Origin of the sequence: Sorangium sp. So ce363 (assembly GCF_051520435.1) — a bacterium.
GTDB lineage: Bacteria > Myxococcota_A > Polyangia > Polyangiales > Polyangiaceae > Sorangium > Sorangium cellulosum_B.
The window spans coordinates 3,192,211-3,213,554 of sequence record NZ_CP150333.1 but is presented as its reverse complement, the minus strand read 5'-3'; the positions used below and the strand labels follow the sequence as shown (position 1 = coordinate 3,213,554).

Annotated in this window: 7 protein-coding genes and 1 pseudogene; 6 read left to right on the top strand and 2 right to left on the bottom strand. The window is 71.6% G+C overall.

Annotated elements, in window-relative coordinates; genetic code table 11:
* Positions 1-12: 12 nt before the first annotated feature.
* The 4 genes and pseudogenes from WMF12_RS12455 to WMF12_RS12440 all read left to right on the top strand — a co-directional run.
* Positions 13-10,311: pseudogene (locus WMF12_RS12455) on the top strand (amino acid adenylation domain-containing protein); the annotation flags it as partial.
* A gap of 182 nt (positions 10,312-10,493) precedes the next feature.
* Positions 10,494-11,732: a peptidogalycan biosysnthesis protein gene (locus tag WMF12_RS12450; protein WP_437871055.1), complete on the top strand. Its 1,239-nt coding sequence runs from the start codon at positions 10,494-10,496 to the stop codon at positions 11,730-11,732.
* A gap of 62 nt (positions 11,733-11,794) precedes the next feature.
* The gene (locus WMF12_RS12445) at positions 11,795-14,212 is read left to right on the top strand and encodes a lantibiotic dehydratase (protein WP_437871052.1); all 2,418 of its coding nucleotides are present in this window, start codon (positions 11,795-11,797) and stop codon (positions 14,210-14,212) included.
* 10 nt (positions 14,213-14,222) lie between these two features.
* A complete protein-coding gene (locus WMF12_RS12440; RefSeq protein WP_437871051.1) occupies positions 14,223-15,407 on the top strand; it encodes a M20 aminoacylase family protein in 1,185 nt (394 codons plus the stop codon).
* Positions 15,408-15,688: 281 nt separating this feature from the next.
* Here the strand turns inward: WMF12_RS12440 and WMF12_RS12435 are convergent, their stop codons facing one another.
* Entirely contained in the window at positions 15,689-16,249 is a 561-nt protein-coding gene (locus tag WMF12_RS12435; protein WP_437871046.1) for a dihydrofolate reductase family protein, read from the bottom strand.
* An 88-nt stretch (positions 16,250-16,337) separates the two neighbouring features.
* On the opposite strand from WMF12_RS12435, the gene WMF12_RS12430 reads away from it, so the two are divergent.
* Positions 16,338-16,988, top strand: a complete 651-nt coding sequence (locus WMF12_RS12430) for a winged helix-turn-helix transcriptional regulator (RefSeq protein ID WP_437871045.1) — start codon at positions 16,338-16,340, stop codon at positions 16,986-16,988.
* Between the two features lie 84 nt (positions 16,989-17,072).
* Here the strand turns inward: WMF12_RS12430 and WMF12_RS12425 are convergent, their stop codons facing one another.
* Entirely contained in the window at positions 17,073-18,638 is a 1,566-nt protein-coding gene (locus WMF12_RS12425; protein ID WP_437871043.1) for a serine/threonine-protein kinase, read from the bottom strand.
* A gap of 440 nt (positions 18,639-19,078) precedes the next feature.
* On the opposite strand from WMF12_RS12425, the gene WMF12_RS12420 reads away from it, so the two are divergent.
* Complete coding sequence (locus tag WMF12_RS12420; protein ID WP_437871042.1) at positions 19,079-21,268, top strand: peptidase M19; 2,190 nt, start codon at positions 19,079-19,081, stop codon at positions 21,266-21,268.
* The last annotated feature ends 76 nt before the right edge of the window (positions 21,269-21,344 follow it).

Below are 21,344 nucleotides of genomic sequence, written 5' to 3'. Positions count from 1 at the left end.
GGTAGCTTGTAGATGACGACGCTCGAACAGCAACCGCGGTACGCCACACTGATCGATCTGCTCGAGGCGCGGAGCGCCGAGACGTGCGGATACAGCTTCCGCGACGACAGCGGGAAGATCGTGGCTCGCATGAGCTACGCCGACCTCGCCCGCCGCGCCCGCCAGGTCGCCTCCGCGCTCCGCCAGGTCGCGGAGCCCGGAGAGCGGGCGATCCTGCTCTACGAGCCTGGGCTCGAGTACATCGTCGCCTTCTTCGGCTGCGTCTATGCGGGGCTCGTCGCCGTGCCGGCGTACCCGCCGGATCCGGCGCGCATCGAGCGGACGCTGCCGCGGCTGAGCGCCATCCTGAAGGACGCGCGGGCCGGGCTGGTGCTCTCCACGGGCGCGATCACGTCGATGGCCGTGCACCTGTTCGAGCGCGCGCCGGAGCTCGGCGCGGCGCGCTGGGTCGCGACCGACGAGCTGCCGGCGGAGGGCCAGGGCGCCTTTCGGCCGCCGGCGCTCGGCCCGGCGTCGCTCGCTTTCCTCCAGTACACGTCGGGATCCACGGGCACCCCGAAGGGGGTGATGCTGAGCCACCGCAACCTGCTGCACAACCTGGAGAGCATCTCACGGTGCTTCGGCGCGCACCGGGGCAGCACAGGGGTGATATGGCTGCCGCCCTACCACGATATGGGGCTCATCGGCGGCATCCTCGAGCCTCTGTATCACGGGTTCAACGTGGCGCTGATGTCCCCGCTGACGTTCCTGCGGCACCCGTTGCGGTGGCTGCAGGCCATCTCGGAGGAAGGAGCCACCATCAGCGGCGGACCGAACTTCGCCTTCGAGCTGTGCGTTCGCAAGAGCTCGCCCGAGGAGCGGCGCTCGCTCGATCTGCGCTCGTGGGAGGTCGCCTTCTGCGGCGCGGAGCCGGTGCGGCCGGAGACCCTCGATCGGTTCGCGGCGGCCTTCGGGCCGTGCGGGTTCAGGAGGACGGCCTTCTATCCCTGCTACGGGCTCGCGGAGGGGACGCTCATCGTCTCCGGCGGGAAAGCGGGAAGCGGCCCCCTCGTGGGCGCCTCGAGCGCGGCGGCGCTCGAGCAGGGGCGCGCCAAGGAGGCGGCCGCCGGTGAGGCGGGGGCGCGGCTGCTCGTCGGCTGCGGCCGCTCGCTGCCGGACCAGGAGCTCGTCGTCGTGCACCCCGAGGCGCTCACCGCCTGCCCCGCTGGGCACGTGGGCGAGATCTGGCTCCGTGGTCCCAGCGTGGCCCAGGGCTACTGGGGTCGCGCCGAGGAGACGAAGGGCACCTTCCGCGCGCGGCTCGCGACCGGCGAGCCGGGCGAGTTCCTCCGCACGGGCGACCTGGGCTTCCTGAAGGACGGAGAGCTCTTCGTCACAGGGCGGCGCAAGGACCTGATCATCCTCCGCGGCCGCAACCACTACCCGCAGGACATCGAGCTCACCGTCGAGCAGAGCCACCCGGCGATCCGGTCGGGGTGCTCGGCGGCGTTCGCGGTGGAGATCGACGGCGAGGAGCGGCTCGCCCTCGCGCTGGAGATCGACGTCCGGAAGGAGCGAGACCTGCGCGCGCGCCTCTCGGCCTGCGAGGCGGCGATCGGGGCGATCCGGGAGCGGCTGGCCATGGAGCACGACCTGCAGCCGCATGCGGTGGCGCTCCTCCCGCCGGGCAGCATTCCCAAGACCTCCAGCGGCAAGATCCAGCGACACGCGTGCCGCGCGGCGTTCCTCGGCGGAGAGCTCCAGACCGAGCTGCTCTGGCGCGCCGACGAGGTGAGGAGCGGCGCGCGCCTGGACGCGGACGCGGACGCGGCGCCCGCGATCCAGCCGGCGCCGCCGCGCGCGGCGCCCCGAGGCGACGCGGCGACCGTGGAGGAGTTGCGCTCGTGGCTCTGCGGTTACCTCGCGAGGGCGCTCGGCGGGCCCGCGGGCGGGCTCGATCCGGAGGCGCCGATCACCCGCTACGGCCTGGATTCGCTGCGCGCTGTCGAGCTGTCCTCGAGCCTCGAGCAGGAGCTCGGCGCGCCGGTGCCGCTCGACGTGCTCCTGCGGGGTCCGAGCCCGGACGCGCTCGCGCGGCACGTGGCCGCGCAGCGCGCGGCGGCGTCGCGGCCGGCGGGAGGGCTGACGCCCGCGCTGACGGCCGCGCTTACGTCCCACCGAGCGCCGGGCCCGCTGCCGCTCGCGCCCGTGCAGCAGCGCCTGTGGTTCCTGGCGCAGCTCGATCCCGACAACCCCGTCTACAACATCCCTGTCGCCGTGGATCTCTCGGGCGAGCTCGACGTGGCGGCGCTGCAGCGCGCGCTCGACGCGATCGCGCGCCGCCACGAGCCGCTGCGCGCGAGCATCGAGGAGCGAGACGGGAAGCCGGTCCAGGTGATCGCGGCGGAGGGGGCGCTGCCGCTCGAGATCGTGGACCTGACGGGCCTGCCCCTGTCCGCCCGGGAGGTCGAGGCGCAGCGGCGGTCGCGCGAGGAGGCGCGGCGCCCGTTCCAGCTCGCGCGCGGCCCGCTCGCGCGCGCCACGCTCCTGCGCATCGAGCCGCGGCGGCACGTGCTCCTCGTCGTGGCCCACCACCTCGTGGCGGACGGCTGGTCCTTCGGGGTCCTCGCCCGGGAGCTGTCGGCGTTTTACGGGGCCTTCTCGCGAGGGCTTCCGCCCGGGCTCGCGGATCTGCCGCTGGGGTACGCCGACTACGTCCTCTGGAAGCACGAGCGCCTCGACGGCGGCGTCGCCGCAGATCAGCTCACGCGCTGGGGCGCGAGGCTGGCCGGCGCGCCAGAGCTGCTCGAGCTGCCGACGGACCGCCCTCGACCCGCGGCGCAGACCTACCGGGGCGCGAGGTTGCCGGTGCGCTTCCCCCGCGCTCTCCGCGAGGCCCTGGAGGCGATCTGCCGGCAGGAGGGCGTCACCCCGTACATGGCGCTGCTCGCCGGCTTCGCGCTCTTGCTGGGGCGCTGCTCGGGCCAGGAGGACGTGTGCGTCGGCTCCGCCGTCGCCGGCCGCCCGCCGGAGCTGAGCGGGCTGTTCGGCATGTTCACGAACACCGTCGTCCTGCGGGTCGATCTGTCCCGCGCCCGGACCTTCCGGGAGCTGCTCTCGCAGGTGCGCGACGTCGCGGTCGAGGCCTACGCGGACCAGGACGTGCCCTTCGAGCGGGTCGTCGAGCACCTGCGGCCGGCGCGCAGCCAGAGCTTCTCGCCGCTGTTCCAGGCGATGTTGATCTTGCTCCCGGACCGGGAGGTCGATCTCCCGGCGCTGCCGGGGCTCGAGGCGCGCCCGGCCGAGATCGATCCGGGCACCTCGATGGTGGACCTCACCCTCTCCCTGAGGAGCGGCGAGGACGGGTTCGAGGGGTACTTCGAGTACAGCGCCGATCTCTTCGACGGCGCGTCGATCGCCCGGATGGCCTCGCGCCTCGGCGCGCTGCTGCTGTCGGCGGCGTCGAGCCCCGATCGCCGCCTGTCCGAGGCCACCGTGATGGACGAGGACGAGCTGCGGCTCGTCACGTCGGGCTGGAACGCGACGCGCGCGGCGTGGACCGACGCGTGCATTCATGAGCAATTCAGCGCCCAGGTCCGCCGGACACCGGACGCGACCGCGTGCGTCTTCGAGGGCGAAGAGATCACGTACCGCGAGCTCGACGCGCGGGCGGGCGCGCTCGCGGGCGAGCTGCGATCGCTCGGCGTCGGGCCCGAGGTGATCGTGGGCCTGTGCGCGGAGCGGTCGATCGACATGCTCGTGGGGCTGCTCGGCGTCCTGAAGGCGGGCGGCGCTTACCTGCCGCTCGATCCCTCGTACCCCTCGGACCGCATCGGCTACATGCTCGACGACGCCGGCGCGCCGGTGGTCGTGACCGAAGAGCACCTCACGACGCGGCTCGCGGGCTCGAAGGCGCGCGCGGTGATGCTCGGCAGGGGCCAGGGCCGGCCGGAGACGGGCGCGCCGCCCGCGGCCGGCGCGCGCCCGGGCAACGCCGCGTACGTCATCTACACGTCGGGCTCGACGGGAAAGCCCAAGGGCGTCGTCGTGCCCCACCGGAGCGTCGCGAACTTCTTCAGCGCGATGGATCGAGCGCTCGGGCCAGTCGCTCCCGTCGCTCCGGGGGCGCGCTGGCTCGCGGTCACGAGCATCTCCTTCGATATCTCCGTGCTGGAGCTCCTGTGGACGCTCACACGCGGCCTGACGGTGATCCTCCAGGGCGAGCAGCGGCACCGGGCGCCGCGGCGGCAGGCGAAGGGCCGCCCCGGCGCGCGCCGGCCGCTCGGCTTCAGCCTCTTCTACTTCGCCGATGACGCCGACCAGGGCGGCGGCGACCGGTATCGGCTCCTCTGGGAAGGAGCCAAGTTCGCGGACCGCCACGGCTTCATGGCCGTGTGGACGCCCGAGCGCCACTTCCACGCGTTCGGCGGTCTGTACCCCAATCCATCGGTCGTCGGCGCGGCGATAGCGGCCATGACGGAGCGGGTCGCGATCCGCGCCGGCAGCGTCGTCCTCCCGCTGCACCACCCGGTCAGGATCGCGGAGGAGTGGGCGCTCCTCGACAACATCTCGCGCGGCCGCGTCGGCGTCTCCTTCGCGTCAGGCTGGCACGCGCGCGACTTCATCCTGGCCCCGGAGCGGTACGCGGACCGGAAGCGGATCATGCTGGAAGGCATCGACGCTGTCCGCAGGCTCTGGCGCGGCGAGCGGCTGACGTTCCCGGACGGCGCGGGGACACCGACGGAGATCCAGATCCGGCCGCAGCCGGTGCAGCGCGAGCTGCCCGTCTGGCTGACGGCGGCGGGCAACCCGGAGACCTTCGAGGCCGCGGGCCGGGGCGGGATGAACATCCTCACGCACCTGCTCGGCCAGAGCATCGATGATCTCGCGGAGCGGATCGCGATCTACCGCGAGGCGCGCCGCCGCGCGGGGCACGAGGGCGAGGGGCACGTCACGCTCATGCTCCACACCTTCGTCGAGCGGGACGCCGATCTGGTGCGCGCCCGGATCAGCGCGCCGTTCCGCAGCTACCTGCGCAGCTCGGCCGATCTGATGAGGGGGCTCGGCCGCAGCCTGGGCATCGATCTGGACAGCGCTGTCCGCGAGGAGGACCTGGACCTGCTCGTCTCCCACGCCTTCGAGCGGTACGTCGAGACGAGCGGCCTGTTCGGGACGCCGAGCGACTGCCTGGAGCGGGTCGCCCAGCTCAAGGAGATCGGGGTCGACGAGATCGGCTGCCTCATCGACTTCGGCGTCGAACCCGACGCCGTGCTGGCGAGCCTGCCGTACCTCGACGAGCTGAAGCGCCTGAGCGAGCGAGAGGACCGGCGGAGCCTGGAGGACACCTCGGCGCCGCGGCAGATCGAGCGTTATCAGGTGGATTACCTCCAGTGCACGCCGTCGCTGCTGCGCGGCATGATGCTGGAGCCCTCGGCGCCAGCTGCCCTGTCCAGCCTGCGCGCGCTGCTCCTCGGCGGTGAGCCGCTGCCTTTCGATCTCGTCGAGGAGATCCGCAAGACGTTTCCGGGCGCGCTGCTCAACATGTACGGCCCCACGGAGACGACGATCTGGTCCTCCACGCACCTCGTCGAGCGGGCGGCCGGGACGGGGTGGGCGTCCATCGGGCGGCCCATCGACAACACAGCGCTGTACATCTGCGATCGCCACCTCCAGCTGGTGCCTGTCGGCGTGCAGGGGGAGCTGTACATCGGCGGCGAGGGCGTCACGCGAGGTTACCTGTCACGCCCGGCGCTGACCGCGGAGCGGTTCCTGCCGGATCCTTTCTCCGGCGACGCGGGGGCGCGCATGTACCGGACGGGGGATCGGGTGCGATGGCTGCCGGACGGCACCGTCGAGTTCCTCGGCCGCACGGACCATCAGGTCAAGCTGCGGGGCTTCCGCATCGAGCTCGGCGAGATCGAGGCGATGCTCGCGCAGCACGAGGCGGTCGCGCTCGCGGTGGTCTCGGTCCGTGAGGACACCCCTGGGGACCGGCGGCTCGTGGCCTACGTCGTTCCCGCGCCGGAGCGGTCCGTGGACGAGGCGGAGATCAAGCGCTTCGTGCGCGATCGGCTGCCGGACTACATGGTCCCGTCGGTTGTCGTGGTGCTGAGCTCGCTCCCGCTCACGGCGAACGGCAAGATCGATCGCAAGGCGCTCCCGCGGCCCTCGGGGGAGCACGCGATGGCCAGCTCGACCTTCGTCGCGCCGCGCACCGAGGTCGAGGGCCGCGTCGCGCAGATCTGGGCCGAGGCGCTCGGCGTGGCCGGGGTGGGCGTCGAGGACGACTTCTTCGCGCTCGGCGGGCACTCGCTCCTCGCCACCCAGGTGGTGGCCCGGCTGAGGAGCGCCTTCGGCGTCGATCTGCCGCTCGGGCTCATCTTCCAGTCGCCCACCGTGGCGGCGATCGCCCGGCACATCGAGGCGAGCGCCGGCGCCGCCGAGCTCCTGCCGCTCCGGCGCGTCGAGCGAGCGGGGCCGCTCCCCCTCTCGCTCGCGCAGGAGCGCATGTGGTTCCTGCACCAGCTGAGCCCCGAGAGCGTCGCGCAGAACGTGGCGTGGAGCGTGCGCTTCTCGTCGGCCATCGATCCGGCCGCCCTCGAGCGGAGCGTGACCGAGCTGTCGAGGAGGCACGAGATCCTGCGCACGAGCTTCCCGAGCGTCGACGGGCGGCCGGTCCAGCGCATCGCCCCGCCGGCGAAGGTCCCGGTGCCGGTCACCGATCTGCGGGGCTTGCGGCCGGACGCGCGGATGGACGCGGCCCGCGAGCGGCACCTCCGGCTGGCGCTCGAGCCGTTCGATCTCGACGAGGGGCCGCTCCTGCGCGTCGAGCTGCTGCGCCTCCGCGACGCCGAGGACGTGCTGGTCGTGGCGCTCCACCACATCATCACCGACGGCTGGTCGCTCGGGGTGCTCGCCCGCGAGATCACGGCGCTCTATCAGGCGTTCTCCAGCGGCCGGCCCTCTCCCCTGCCCGAGCTGCCGATTCAGTACGCCGACTTCGCCGTGAGCCAGCGGCAGTGGCTGAGCGAGGAGTCGCTCGCGGCGCAGCTCTCCTACTGGAAACAGGCGCTCGCCGGCGTCCCCGCCGTGCTCGAGCTGCCGTCCGACCGCCCGCGGCCGCCGGTGCTGAGCTACCGCGGCGGACGGCACGCGATCCGCGTCTCCGCCGCGATGACCGAGGCGCTCAAGGCGCTCAGCCGGCGCGAGGCGGTGACGCTGTTCATGACGCTCCTTGCGGCCTTCCAGGTGCTGCTCCACCGCTATTCAGGGCAGCAGGACATCGTCGTGGGCTCCCCGGTGGCCGGGCGGAGCAGGCAGGAGCTCGACGGGCTCATCGGCTTCTTCCTCAACACCGTCGCGCTGCGCGTGGACCTCTCCGGCGATCCGAGCTTCCTCGATCTGCTCAAGCGGGTGCACCGGACAGCGCTGGAGGCGTACGCGCATCAAGATCTGCCGTTCGACAAGCTGGTGGAGGAGCTGAACCCGGCGCGGAGCCGCGCCCACGCCCCCCTCTTCCAGGTCATGTTCATCCTGCAGGATCCCACCGGCGCCTCGCGGGCCGAGGCGCTGGAGACCGAGGAGGTCTTCACCGGAACAGCGATGTTCGACCTGACCCTGGCGCTGACGGAGGCGGATCAGCAGCTCGGGGGGCACATCGAGTACAACGCCGATCTCTTCGATCCGCCCACGATCGCCCGGATGGCGGCGCACCTCGAGCAGCTGCTCGAGGGGATCGTGCGCGACCCGACCCGCCCGATCTCGTCGCTGCCGCTCTTGCCCGCCGACGAGCGGCGGACCCTCCTCGACGACTGGACCCGCACCGAGATGCCGTTCCCCGAGGAGGAGTGCTTCACGACGCTCTTCGAGGCCCAGGTGGAGCGGACGCCGGGCGCGATCGCCGCGGTGGGCGAGGGCGGCGCCTCGTTGAGCTACCGGGCCCTCGACGAGCGCGCGGACGCCCTCGCCCGCACGCTCGTGCGTCACGGCGCGGGGCCGGACGAGGTGATCGCGCTGCTCGCGGAGCGCGGCCTCGACTTCCTCGGCGGGATGCTCGGCGTGTGGAAGGCCGGGAGCGCCTACCTGCCGCTCGATCCGTTCCACCCGCCTCACAGGATCGCTCAGGTGCTGGAGAGCAGCGGCGCGCGGCGCGTGCTCGTCTCAGGGCCGCTCGAGGCCGCGCTGCGGCGCGCCCTAGAGGGGATGGCGGCCGCGCCGCAGGTCATTCACCTCGAGGAGGCGCTCACGCCGGGCGCCGAGATAGCGCGAGCTCCGCTGCCGCACGCTCGCCCGTCGAACCTCGCCTATGTCATCTATACGTCGGGCTCGACGGGAGCGCCCAAGGGGGCGATGGTCGAGCACCGCGGCATGCTCAACCACCTCTTCGCGAAGGTGCAAGATCTCGAGCTCACCGCGGAGGACTGCGTCGCGGAGACCGCCTCTCAGTGCTTCGACATCTCGGTCTGGCAGTTCCTCGTCGCGCTCCTCCTCGGTGGTCGCGTTCACATCCTGGGAGAGGAGGTCGTCCGGGATCCCGCCCGGCTGCTCGCCGCGATCGAGGAGCATGGCATCTCGATCGTGGAGCTGGTCCCTTCCATGCTTCGCGCGGTGCTGGCGGAGGCGCGGTCGATGGAGCGCGCGCCGCTGCTGGCGGGGCTCCGGTGGATGGTGGCCACCGGAGAGGCGCTGCCGCCGGAGCTGTGCGCGCAGTGGATCGACGCCTATCCCGGGGTCCCGCTCCTCAACGCGTACGGTCCCACCGAGTGCTCCGACGACGTGACGCATCACCGCGTGCGGGAGGTGCCCACCGCGGCGCACGTCCCCATCGGGCGCTCGGTCGCGAACATGCGCCTCTACCTCCTCGATCGGCGGGGTCAGCCCGCGCCGATCGGGGTTCCGGGCGAGCTGTTCGTTGGCGGTGTCGGCGTGGGGCGCGGCTACCTGCGGGATCCCCGGCGTACGGCCGACGTGTTCCTGCCCGATCCGTTCTCCCCCCTGCCCGGGGCCCGCATGTACAAGACCGGCGACCTCGCGCGGTACCTGCCGAGCGGCGAGCTCCAGTTCCTCGGCCGGCTGGACCACCAGGTCAAGGTGAGGGGTTTCAGGATCGAGCTTGCCGAGATCGAGTCGGCGCTCAAGCGGCATCCCGGCGTGGCCGAGGCGGTCGTCGTGGCCAGGGAGGACCGGCCAGGGGACAAGCAGCTCGTGGCGTACGTGGTGCCGGCCGCGGGCTCGCCGAGCTCCGCCGCCCTGCTGAAGGAGCACGCAAGGGAGCTCCTGCCCGAGTACATGGTGCCCGCGTTCGTCATGCTGCTCGACGCGCTGCCGCTCAACGCGAACGGCAAGGTCGATCGCAAGGCGCTCCCTCCGCCCGATCGGAGCGGCGCGGCGGAGAGCTTCGTCGCGCCGAGGGACGCGCTGGAGCGAGATCTCGCGGCGATCTGGGCCGCGGTGCTGGGCGCGGAGCGCGTGGGCGTCCGAGACGACTTCTTCGATCTCGGCGGCCACTCGCTCCTGGCCGTGCGGCTCATGGCGGAGATCCAGGCGCGCATCGGCCAGCGGCTGCCGCTCGCGGCGCTGTTCCAGGGGGGGACGGTGGAGCGCCTCGCCGCGCTCCTCCGCGATGAGCGGCGCCTCGATCCGAGCTCGCCGCTCGTGACGATCACGCCCGGCGCCGAGCGGCGGCCGTTCTTCTGCGTCCACCCCGTGGGGGGTAACGTCCTGTGCTACCGCGAGCTCGCGCGGCAGCTCGGCGCGGAGCAGCCGTTCTACGGGCTGCAGTCCCCGGGGCTGGACGGGGCCCAGGCGCCGCCGGCCAGCGTGGAGGAGATGGCGGCGCTCTACGTGAGCGCTGTGCGGTCGGTGCAGCCATCGGGGCCTTACCTGCTCGGCGGCTGGTCGATGGGAGGCGTCGTCGCGTTCGAGATGGCGCGGCAGCTCGAGCGCAGCGAGCAGCGCGTGGAGGTGCTCGCGCTCATCGACGCGCAGGTCGAGGGCATCCGGCCCGGGGCGCCGCCTGCGGACACGGATCACCTCCTTCACGCCCTGTTCGACCACGATCTGGCCCGGGTCGCCGGCGGCAGCCCGCCCCCCGAGGAGGCGCTGCCGGCGCTGCGCCGTGTCTTCATGAGCAACATGAAGGCGCTCCATCGCTATGACCCCGGACCGTACGGCGGGGCGATCACGGTCTTCCAGGCCATCGACGGGCGGGCTTCGTCGCCGGACGCGATGGACGCCTGGCGGCGGCTAGCGCCCTCGGGCGTCGAGGTCGAGCGCGTGCGGGGCGACCACTATTCGATCCTGCAGGCGCCCGGCGTCGAGCCTGTCGCCCGGAAGCTCCGCGCGCTCATCGAGCGGGCCCGGCGCGAGGCGCCCTGAGCGGGCCGGCGCCGGGCACGGACCGGCCCCATGCCGGCCCCGCGCGGGGCCGGCGCGCCTCTTCGCGGCGCTCGGGTGCAACGAAAGGAACGCCATCGGTGAGATTGACGACGACCATCTGCACATCCCTCGACTCCGTGGACGACGCGGAGCTCGACAACGTCACGGCGGACGCCGACGTGTTCCTCGATCGCCGTTGGCTGCGGATGCTCGACGCGCTGGATCTGGCGCCGCTCGTCCGGGGGGAGCTGTCCCTGCGTTATGTGCTGGTGCGCGAGGGGACTCGCCTCATCGCCGTTTGCCCGTTCCTCGTCACGCGCAGCCGCTCGATCTACTATCATTATTCGCTGGAGAAGTTCTTCTTCGTCTCCTGGCAGGACGAGCTCGTCAGGATGAACCCCGAGAGCGCGCGCTGGAGCCAGTGGGTCGTCCGGGCGGTCAACGCCTACCGGGCGTTCGCGCGGGCGGCCCGCTCGGGGATCGACGGGTGGGTGCTCGCCGCGAGCCCGCTCAGCTACCGTGGGGGCATCGCCGTGGCGCCGGTCGATCCGGCGGCGGTGCAGGAGGTGCACAGCGCGGTGCTCGACGCGCTCAAGGAGGAGGCGCGCAGAGAGCGGCTGCCGCTCTGCTTCTATGGCGTCGACGCCGAGCGCGCCGAGCTCAGGAGATCGCTTCGTGGGAGCGGGTTCGAGGAGGTCTTCCTCGTCTATGACAACCGGCTGGACACCGAGTTCAAGGCCTTCGACGACTACCTCGCGCGCTTCCAGAGCAAGGAGCGAAAGTCCTTCAGGCGCGACATGAGAAAGGTCGGCGAGGCCGGTGTCCAATTCACCGTGACGCCGAATTTTGGCTCCCTGGGCGGCGATCTCGATCGCCTCTACGAGACGACGTACTCGAAATACGGAGAGGAGCACTTCCGTCACCCGGAATCGTTCTGGGCTCAGCTCGAGCGCCACCTCGGCCCGAGGGCGGAGGCGATCGTGGCGCGCAACGGCTCCACCGTCGTCGGCTTCGCCTCGATCCTCCACAAGGGGGACGACCTCTGGGTCTACCGCGTAGGCCGCACCGAGGATCAGGGGCTGGACGACTCGCTGCTGTATTTCAGCCTCGTCTTCTACGAGCCGATCAAGCGCGCCGTGGCGCTCGGCGCCAAGCGGATATGGCTCAGCGGCGGCACGTGGAAGACGAAGCGACGCCGCGGCGCGGTGGGTCACCCCCTGTACAGCTACATGTGGTTCCCCTCCTCGTGGTCACGAGCGCTCCTCATGCCCTACCTGTCCCTGTTCTCGCAGATAAGTCATGCCGAGATGACCAAGGTCGTCGCCCCGCCGAGCACCCCGGAGACGGGATCCCCGGAGGCCGCGGGCGACGCGTGAGACACGCGCGGCGCCGCTCGCACCAGGCTCCATGCCACGGATGAGAAATCATGTCTGTCACGATGAAACTCGCCGCCGAAGCGCCTGCTCCAGCCGTCGAGGGCCACGCGCGCCGCCCGTCCGAGCGAGACGTTGAAGCCGGCGCATCGCGCCACCTGGTGCCGCTGGCCGGGGGACCGTTCGGGTTGTGGCCTGTCGCGTGTGTTCGCGGCGCGGGGTTCGCAGCGCAAACCATCCTGTCGCTCGCGGCCCCCGGGACCGCCGCCCTGCTCGACAGGGTGCTCGACGCCGAAGGGGCCGCCCCGGCGAAGAGCGTGATCCACGCGGATCTGCCGCGCTCGTTCGAGGTGGAGACCGCGCGCGTCAGCGAGGCGCTGCGCGCGGCGGTGCAGGACGACCGGTTCCGCGAGGCGGTGGTCTGGCAGAACCGGCGCGCCCTGCACACGGGGCTCGACGGCCTCCTGCGCAAGCCGCCCGGCCACCGGGACAAGAAGACGCGGCAGAGAGAGGCGCTCGTCGCCTCCTACCTGCAACGCTACTGCGTCAAGAACGACTCCATCGGCTTCTTCGGGCCCATCGGCTGGTGCCGGATCGGCCTCGGCCCCGAGGCGATCGCCGCCCGGCCCGGGCCAGGCCTGCTCGCCGCGCGGAAGGTCTACTTCGAGAGCTGGGCCATCGACGCGATCGCGTCGCGGTTGAGCTCGGACCCGGAGCTCAGGCCGTTCGCGGCGCCCCGGCTGCTCCCCTACATCCGCGTCGATGGGGGCGCTCTGCAGGTGCCGTCCGTCGGGGCCATGCCGCTCACGCCGGCGCAGGCTGCGGTCCTGGAGGGCTGCGACGGCGTGACGACCGCGAGGGCGCTCGCGCGGCGGCTCGCCAGCGACCCGTCGCTCGGGCTCAGCGGTGAAGCGGAGGTGTTCGAGATCCTCGACAGGGCGTGCGCGATGAGCGTCACCGCCTGGGACTTCGAGGTCGCGCTCCAGCTGTCGCCGGAAGAGGCGCTGCGGCGCGCGCTCGCGGGGATCGAGGATCAGGCGCTCCGCGAGCGCGCGCTCATGCCCCTCGACGAGATCGAGCGGGCGCGCGACGAGGTCGCCGCCGCGGCCGGCGACTCCCGGGCGCTCGACGCCGCCATGACGCGCCTGGAGGACACGTTCCACCGGCTGACCGGCGCGGCCGCGACGCGCTCCGATGGAGAGATGTACGCGGCGCGCACGCTCGTCTACGAGGATTGCAGGCGCGACCTGGACCTGGAGATCGGCGCTCCGCTGCTCCAGAAGCTCGCTCCGCCGCTGTCGCTCCTGCTGCTCAGCGGCCGCTGGGTGACCTACGAGGTCGGGCGCCGTTACCTCGGGGTGCTGCGGGACCTGTTCGAGCGGCTCTCGGCGCAGCAGGGCGGCGGCCCGGTCGAGCTCACGGTGTTCCACAAGGCGCTCGCGGAGATCGAGCCGTGGATGCGGGAGATGCGCGGCATGCCTGAGTGGGTCATGCAGGTGCAGCACGAGCTGCAGCGCCGCTGGGCCGAGATCCTCGACGTGCCGGCCGGCGCGCGCTCCGTCGAGCGGGATCCGGCCGCGCTGCTGCCGGACGTGCAGCGCGCGTTCGACGTGCCGCGCCCGGGCTGGGCCAGGGCTCGTTATATGTGCCCGGATCTGATGATCGCGGCAAAGGACGTGGAGGCCCTACGCCGGGGGGAGTGCGAGCTGGTCATGGGCGAGATGCACCTGACGCACACGCTGACGGCGTCCTGCTTCGCTTTCCAGCACCCGTCGATGCGCGAGCTCATCGATCTCTGGGAGCTCGACAACCCGGCCCCGAGCGTCATCCCCGTGCTGCCCAAGGCGCAGTGGTGCCAGCGCATCAACGAGATCGCCCTGGGCTCCGGGGACTTCCGTTATGCGTTCTCGCGGGAGCCTTCTCCCGCGCCTCCGGCGCGGACGCTGCGCGTGGCGGATCTCGTCGTGGTGGACCAGGACGGGGCGCTGGAGGTCCACGCCCGGAGCGGCGGTTACCGCGGCGGCCTCCTCGATTTCATGGGCATGATGCTCTCGTCGATGGTCACCAACGCGCTGGACGTCCTGCCGGCCGAGGACCACACGCCGCGGCTCAAGATCGGCGATCTCGTGGTCGCGCGAGAGCGCTGGCGCTTCGTCGCGTCGCAGGTGACCTTCGCGCGCGAGGAGGAGCCGCTCGCTCGCTGGCTCGCGGCGCGGCGCTGGAAGCGCGCGCACGGGCTGCCGCGGTTCATCTTCCTCAAGTCGCCCTTCGAGGCCAAGCCGTACTACGCGGACCTCGACAGCCCGATCTTCGTGGACACCATCGCCAAGATCCTCCGGCGCGCCAGCGAGCTGGACGCGTCGGCGAAGGTGAGCGTCGCCGAGATGCTGCCGTGCATCGATGAGCTCTGGCTGACGGACGCGGACGGCGAGCGGTATACATGCGAGCTCCGGCTCGTCACCTTCGACGCCAAGGGGCTCTAGGACCTCCGCCATGCCCACCATCCATCGACTCAACGCCCTCCACGCCGAAATGACCGCGTGGCGCCGTGACCTCCACGCCCACCCCGAGACCGCGTTCGAGGAGGCCCGCACCTCGGACTTCGTGGCGGAGAAGCTCTCGTCCTTCGGCGTGGAGGTCCACCGCGGCCTCGCGAAGACCGGCGTCGTGGGCACGCTGAGGGCCGGGTCGGGCCGCCGCGCCATCGGGCTCCGGGCGGACATGGACGCGCTGCATGTCCACGAGGCCAACACGTTCGCCCATCGCTCGCGGAACGAAGGGAGGATGCACGCCTGCGGCCACGACGGACACACGACGATGCTCCTCGGCGCCGCCAGGCACCTCGCCGAGACGAGGGCCTTTGACGGCACCGTCCACTTCATCTTCCAGCCCGCCGAGGAGAACGAGGGGGGCGGCCGCGTGATGGTCGAAGACGGCCTGTTCGAGAGGTTCCCGGTGGAGGCCGTCTTCGGCATGCACAACTGGCCTGGCATTCCCGCCGGCCAGTTCGCCGTGATGCCCGGGATCATGATGGCGAGCTTCGATATCTTCGAGATCAAGATCACGGGCCGCGGCGCCCACGCGGGGATGCCTCACCACGGCGTCGATGCGATCGTCGCGGGGAGCGCGCTCGTGCAGGCGCTGCAGGCGATCGTGAGCCGCGGCGTGAGCCCGGTCGACGCGGCGGTGGTCAGCGTCACGCAGTTCCACGCCGGCGACACGTGGAACGTGCTCCCGGATGAGGTCACGCTGCGCGGCTCGGCGCGGGCGCTCAAGCCCGAGGTGCAGGCGCTCGTCGAGGGGGCCATACGCCGCGTCTGCGACGGCATCGCCGCCGCTCATGGCTGCAAGGTCACGGTGCGGTACGAGCGCCGCTACCCGCCCATCATCAACACACCGAAGGAGGTCGCCATGGCGATCGCGGCGATGACGCAGGTGATCGGCGGTGACAAGGTGCTCACCGACATTCAACCCACGATGGGCGCCGAGGACTTCGCGTTCATGCTGCGCGAGAGGCCCGGCGCCTATGTCTGGCTCGGCAACGGCGTCGCCGGCGAGAGCCGCATGCTGCACAACCCTGGTTACGACTTCAACGACGAGATCCTGCCCATCGGCGCGAGCTACTGGGTGACGCTCGTCGAGCAGACGCTGTCGAAGGTGTCCCTCGCCTCGCCGTGAGCGTCGACTCGACGGTGGTGCCTTTGCGCGCGTGGTCCCCGAACGCCGCGCCGTCGTCCGGCACGAGCGCTCCGACATAACACGTGCCGCCTTCGAGCGCCGGTCCGCCGCCACGCGCGATATCCAGGGCGCAACGAGCGGCGGCGCCTCCACCCTCGACGGAGGCTGACGCCACAGCGGCCCTCCGTAGGTGAGTTGATGTCGCGTCGCCTACCCTGGCGGGCATTGTGATGGCGCGATCGCCGCGAGTGTTCGCGACGATGCGCCGCCGCGAGGAGCTGTCACTCCGTCGCATCGTACCAGAGCACGACATTCCCGTTGCTGAAGCTGCGCGTCTTCTTCAGTCGGAGGTTCGCCCTCTCCTTGACCCCCTCGAACAGCGTCCTTCCGCTGCCGAGGACGATCCCGTTCACCACGAGCTGGTACTCGTCGACAAGACGCGCGTCGGTCAGCTGGGCGACGATGCTGCCGCTCCCCATGACGACCATGTTCGGCCCGGGCTCCGCCTTCAGCTTGCGCACCTCCTCCGCGAGATCGCCCTTGATGAGCCTCGTGTTGTTCCACGACGCCCTGTCGAGGGTCCTCGAGAAGACGACCTTCGGCAGGCTGTTCATCCGCTCGGCGACGGCGGGAGCCCGCTCCAGCGCCGCGGGGGTGGGCCAGAAGCTCGCCATGAGCTCGTAGGTGACCCGGCCGAAGACGAGCTCGCCCCCGCCGCGCGCGTTCTCCGCGGCGAACGCGCCCCACTCCGCGTCCCCTTTGTGCGCCCAGCTCATGTCGCCGTGGCCGTCCGAGAAATAACCGTCCAGCGAGATCTGGTTGAAGACGGTGAGCTTGCGCATGCTGTTCCTCCTGATGTCCGCGTCGTCTGTCAGTCCTAATTTAGGACCATTTGGTACTCCTTCGCAAGTGCTGTAGGATGCGGCCGCCATGACCGGTCTGAGAAGCTACGGGGATCCCTGCGGCATCGCGCGAGCGCTCGATCTCGTCGGCGAGCGGTGGGCGCTCCTCATCGTGCGCGAGCTCCTGCTCGGTCCGAAGCGGTTCACGGATCTCCGCGACGGGCTTGCCGGCGCGAGCCCCAACGTGCTGTCGCAGCGGCTCCGCGAGCTCGAGGGCGGCGGCGTCGTGCGGCGGCACAAGGTCGGCGCGCCGACGTACGAGCTCACGGACTGGGGCCGCGAGCTCCATCCGCTGCTCGTGCAGCTCGGCCGGTGGGGCGCGCGATCGCCCGTCCGGCCCGCGGGCGCCCTGAGCGTCGACGCGCTGATGATCGCGCTCGAGGCGACGTTCGTCGCGGGCGAGGCAGCTGACCTCCGCGCGACCTACGAGCTCCGGCTCGGCGAAGAGCGGTTCTCGATCGAGGTCGATCGCGCGACCATCACCATCGCGCGGGGCGCTCCGCGCGCGCCGGACGCCGTGATCGCGACCGACCCGGCCACGCTTCGGGCGGTCGTCTTCGGGGACCAGAAGCTCGCCGAGGCGCCGGTCGAGCTCCAGGGCGACAGGCGCATGGCCCGAACGTTCTTCCGCCTCTTCGCTCGGCCGCGGTCGACCCCTCGCAGCCCGCCCGCTGGATGACGGGCCGGCCCGGCGATCACGGCGCGCCGGAGGCCCCCGCGGGGATCGACCAGCGGGCGCCGACGCGCCCTTCGCGGCCGACGCTCAGAAGATCGCGCTCTTCTGTTTGCCTGCGTCTCGCTTCCGCGCGGGCGCTTTGCCGGTGCTCGCCGGCGCGCCGGGCGCACGAACGGTGCGCGCCGCGGCTGGCTGCGGCGCGGGCGCCGGAGACGTCGGGACGGCGCGCGCCGCGGCTGACCGCAGCGTGGACGCCGGAGGCGTCGGGACGGTACGCGCCGCGGCTGCCAGCGGCGCGGGCTCCGGAGGCGGCGGAACGGGGGACGGCGCTGTCGTCGCGGGCCCGGCCGCGGGAACCGTCGAGGTCGCGCCCGCCTGGGGTGCCGCGGACGCTTGCGCCACGAGAGCGCCGCGGGCGGCGGCGAGCACCTCGCCGCTGATCACCCGCAGCTCGGCGGCGGCCTCCAGGCGCTGCGAGGGCAGCGCGGTGGTGAGCGAAAGCCCCAGCCCGAGCGCCACGACGAGGCCAGCCGCCGCGAGGTGCAGCCTGCTCCGTCGCGCCGGCGCGGCGGGCGCCGGCGCGATCGGCGCAGCCGACGGGCCGACCGCGGCCACGAAGGCGGAGATCATCGGCCCGATGGAGGGGAATCGCTCCGCCGGATCCAGCGCGAAGGCGCGCGCGAACCACGTCTCCAGCGCCGGCGGCGCGCCGGGGCACAGCGTCGACAGCGGGGGGCGCGCGCCCGCGAGGATGGAGGAGAGCACATCGGCGATGGTGCGGCCGGCGAACGGCTGCTGGCCGGTGAGCGCAACGTGCGCGACGACCGCGAGGGCCCACATGTCGAGCTGCGGGTCCGCGTGCCCGTCGCACGTGTGCTCCGGGCTGAGGTATCCCGGCGTGCCCAGCACCACGCCCTCCGCGGTCTGGCGGGGGAAATCGGCCGCCAGATCCTGGCGGATCCACTTGGCGATCCCGAAGTCGGCGACCTTGGCGCGCAGGCGCCCGTCGCGCCCCTCGCGGAGCAGGATATTCGACGGCTTGATGTCGCGGTGCACGATCCCGAGGCCGTGCGCCACCGAGAGGGCCTCTCCGATCTGACGGAGGAGCGCGGCCAGCTCGGCCGCGGGCACCGGCCCTCGCTCGTGGATCAGCTGCCGGAGGGACCGGCCGCGCACGCACTCCATGACGAGGTACGGGCCCGCCTCGGAATCCTCACCGGCGTCGTGCACCGTGACGATGAAATCGGTCTTCCGCCCGAGCTGGGCGGCGACCTGCGCCTCGAAGCGGAAGCGCTCCATCGCGTCGATGGCCAGGTTCTGGCGCGGGAGCACGAGGAACTTGAGCGCGACCTCGAAGCGCCGGACGCTGTCGTGCGCGCACCACACCTCGCCCATCGCGCCCTGGCCGAGCGGATGCACGAGCCGGTACCGCCCGGCCACGACGCGGCCCGGAAGGAGCGCGGCGTGCGCCTCGTCCCGCCCTGCGCCGCTCGGAGGAGGAAGATCGAGCGGCGCGGGCTGCCCGCCCAGCGTGGTGGCGTCGCGCGCGGCGTCTCTCGCCGAGGAATCGGGCGGTCGACCCAGAGAGGGCGGCTGCAGCACGCCGGTGATCTTCGTGCCGCCACCGTTTCCCGGACCGGTCGATGCGTCCATGGGACAACGACCTGAGGAGAGCGGCGACGACATGCCCTCAGCGTATCGCGAATGCGGATGCCTTAGAACGGCGAACACCCCGCCCTCCTCGCGCACGTGCACCTGAAGGCCCACGCGGCAGCGTCGCGAGGCGCAGCGCTGCTGTACTTGTTGATCGCTGGCGCCGAGGACGCGGGCCGCCGGACGCCGCGCCACACCGACGCCGCGGCGCCCCCTCATGCACCCCGGTCCGCCGCCGATGTGCGCGTCCAGGCCGCGACACGACACCGGATGCACCGCACGACACCCGTTGCGCGACACCGGTTGCGCGACACGGATTCGCGTGGCGACGACGGGTTCGAAGAGCACGTCACCGATGACATGATATCATCGCCGTCTGCGGGCAGCGGCGGAGCACGCATCCGCGTGCAGACGCAGCTCCAACCCTCCTGGAGAACACGATGGCGATGCGATCGAGCGCCGGAATCCGCTTGCTGGCCGCCCTGTCCATCTTCCCGGTGCTCGCGGGCTGCAATGACCCGGGTTCCGCCGCATTGATCGACGCGCCACGCGCCGCGGGCGACGGCAGCAGCGCGCTCGCGCTCGGCCTCCTCCCCACCCGACGTTACGACCTCGCCAACGGATGTTACGCGCTCAGGTCGGTGGCAAGGAATGCCTACGTCGCCAGGGGTCTCGGCGGCTACGGCGCGCGCGCCGCGACCCTCGGCAGCGCCGATCCGTTCTTCATGAAGCCGACGGCGCTCGGCAAGTACCTCATTTACAACAAGGAGGCATCCTTCCTCGCGGCCGGCAGCCTCCTCACCCTCGGCGGCCTCCTTGGCGTCGCGACCGTCTCTGCGCCCACCGAGGCTGCAGACTGGACGGTCGACACCGACGCTGCCGGTCGCTTCATGGTGGTCTCTGCCGCCTCCGCGAGGGCGCTGGCCGTCCATCCTGTGGACGGCCGCCTCGTGCTGGTCGACGCGGCGAGCGCCGGCGAGGCGGCGAGGTTCACCTTCGAGGCCACGAGCGGCTGCGCGGCGTTCCCGGAGATCACGACGAGCAGCGCCGGCGCGCCGTTCAGGGGCAGCGGCGTCGCCGGGCCCGTGCTCGGCTTCGCGGACGTGCACGCCCACGTGAGCGCCACGAGCTTCTTAGGCGGCGCGCATCACGGCTTGCCCTTCCACCGCTTCGGCGTCCTCCGCGCGCTCGGCGACTGCGCCGTGTCGCACGGGCCCGGCGGCATCAAGGACGTGGTCGGCAATTTCCTTGGCGAGATCCCCGTGTCCCTGCACGACACCCGCGGCTGGCCCACGTTCGTGGACTGGCCGGCGGCGCGCTCGCTCACCCACGAGGGAATGTACTACAAGTGGATGGAACGCGCGTGGCGTGCCGGCCAGCGGATCATGGTCAACAACCTGGTCGAGAACGAGACGCTGTGTACGCTCCAGCGCGTCGCCTCGGGCAGGCCGCTCCAGAACTGCAACGAGATGGACAGCGCGATGGATCAGGCGCGGTTCATGCGCGACCTCGAGGCGTACATCGACGCGCAGGAAGGCGGCCCAGGACGGGGCTGGTTCCGGCTCGTGGAGAGCCCCGCCGAGGCGCGCCAGGTGATAAGCGACGGCAAGATGGCCGTGGTGCTGGGCATCGAGATCTCCCACCTCTTCAACTGCGACGTCCAGAACGGCGTCTCCGGGTGCAACGAGGCCAGCATCGACGCGCAGCTCGATCGGCTCCACGCCGCCGGCGTCCGTCAGATGTTCCCGGTCCACGAGTTCGACAACGCGCTCGGCGGCAACGGCATCTTCAACGACTTCGCGCTCAACCTCGGCAACAAGGTCGACACCGGCCGGTTCTGGCAGACCTACGATTGCCCGGAGCAGGATTACTTCTACGATGCCGGGGCGAATCTGCAGATCTCGATCCCCCCGGGCGTGGGCGGCGATCCCTTGACCGAAGCGCTGGTAGCGCACGCGGGCGGCGCGCTCCCGCTCTATCCGCAGGGCAGGAAGCAGTGCAACGCGCGCGGGCTGACCGCGCTCGGCCGCTACGCGATCCAGAGGATGATGGAGAAGCGGATCATCATCGAGGTCGACCATCTCGAGCTCTCCAACAAGGCCGAGGTGATCGCGCTCGCCGAGCAGCAGGCGCCGGTGTACCCGCTCGTCTCGACGCACGGCGGCCACGGCGGCCTCACCATGGATCAGGCGCGCCGCATCATGGCGCTCGGGGGGCTGATCTATCCGTACAAGGGGAACGGCGAGGAGTTCAAGGAGACGCTCGACAAGCTCACCCCGCTCAGGAGCGACGCCTATTATTTCGGGATGGGCTATGGCGCCGACATGAACGGGCTAGGCCCCCAGGCCGGCCCGCGAGGCGGGGGCGCGACGCCGGTGAGTTATCCCTTCACCCTGTTCCAGGGACCGGGCTGGGGACCGCAGTTCGCCGGGATTGCCCCCGTGACCTTCGATCGCCAGGTGAGCGGCGAGCGCGTCTACGACACGGACGTCGACGGCATGGCGCACTACGGCATGGTCGCAGACTGGGTCGAAGAGGTCCGCCTCGAGGGCGGCGAAGCTGCGTTGACCGCGCTCTACAGCTCCGCCGAGGCCTATCTGCAGATGTGGGAGCGCACGCTCGCCCGCTGACCGGGTGGCTCCCTGACAAATCCCCTCATTTCGTTGGCATTTTGGCGAAGAAAAAGAAGAAAATTCGAGGAGATGC

What these genes read in the sequence shown, in the direction of transcription:
- WMF12_RS12425 (WP_437871043.1), bottom strand. Translation starts at nt 18,638, where the DNA reads ATGGACGCATCGACCGGTCCGGGAAACGGTGGCGGCACGAAGATCACC.
- WMF12_RS12430 (WP_437871045.1), top strand. Translation starts at nt 16,338, where the DNA reads ATGACCGGTCTGAGAAGCTACGGGGATCCCTGCGGCATCGCGCGAGCG.
- WMF12_RS12445 (WP_437871052.1), top strand. Translation starts at nt 11,795, where the DNA reads ATGAAACTCGCCGCCGAAGCGCCTGCTCCAGCCGTCGAGGGCCACGCG.
- WMF12_RS12435 (WP_437871046.1), bottom strand. Translation starts at nt 16,249, where the DNA reads ATGCGCAAGCTCACCGTCTTCAACCAGATCTCGCTGGACGGTTATTTC.
- WMF12_RS12440 (WP_437871051.1), top strand. Translation starts at nt 14,223, where the DNA reads ATGCCCACCATCCATCGACTCAACGCCCTCCACGCCGAAATGACCGCG.
- WMF12_RS12420 (WP_437871042.1), top strand. Translation starts at nt 19,079, where the DNA reads ATGGCGATGCGATCGAGCGCCGGAATCCGCTTGCTGGCCGCCCTGTCC.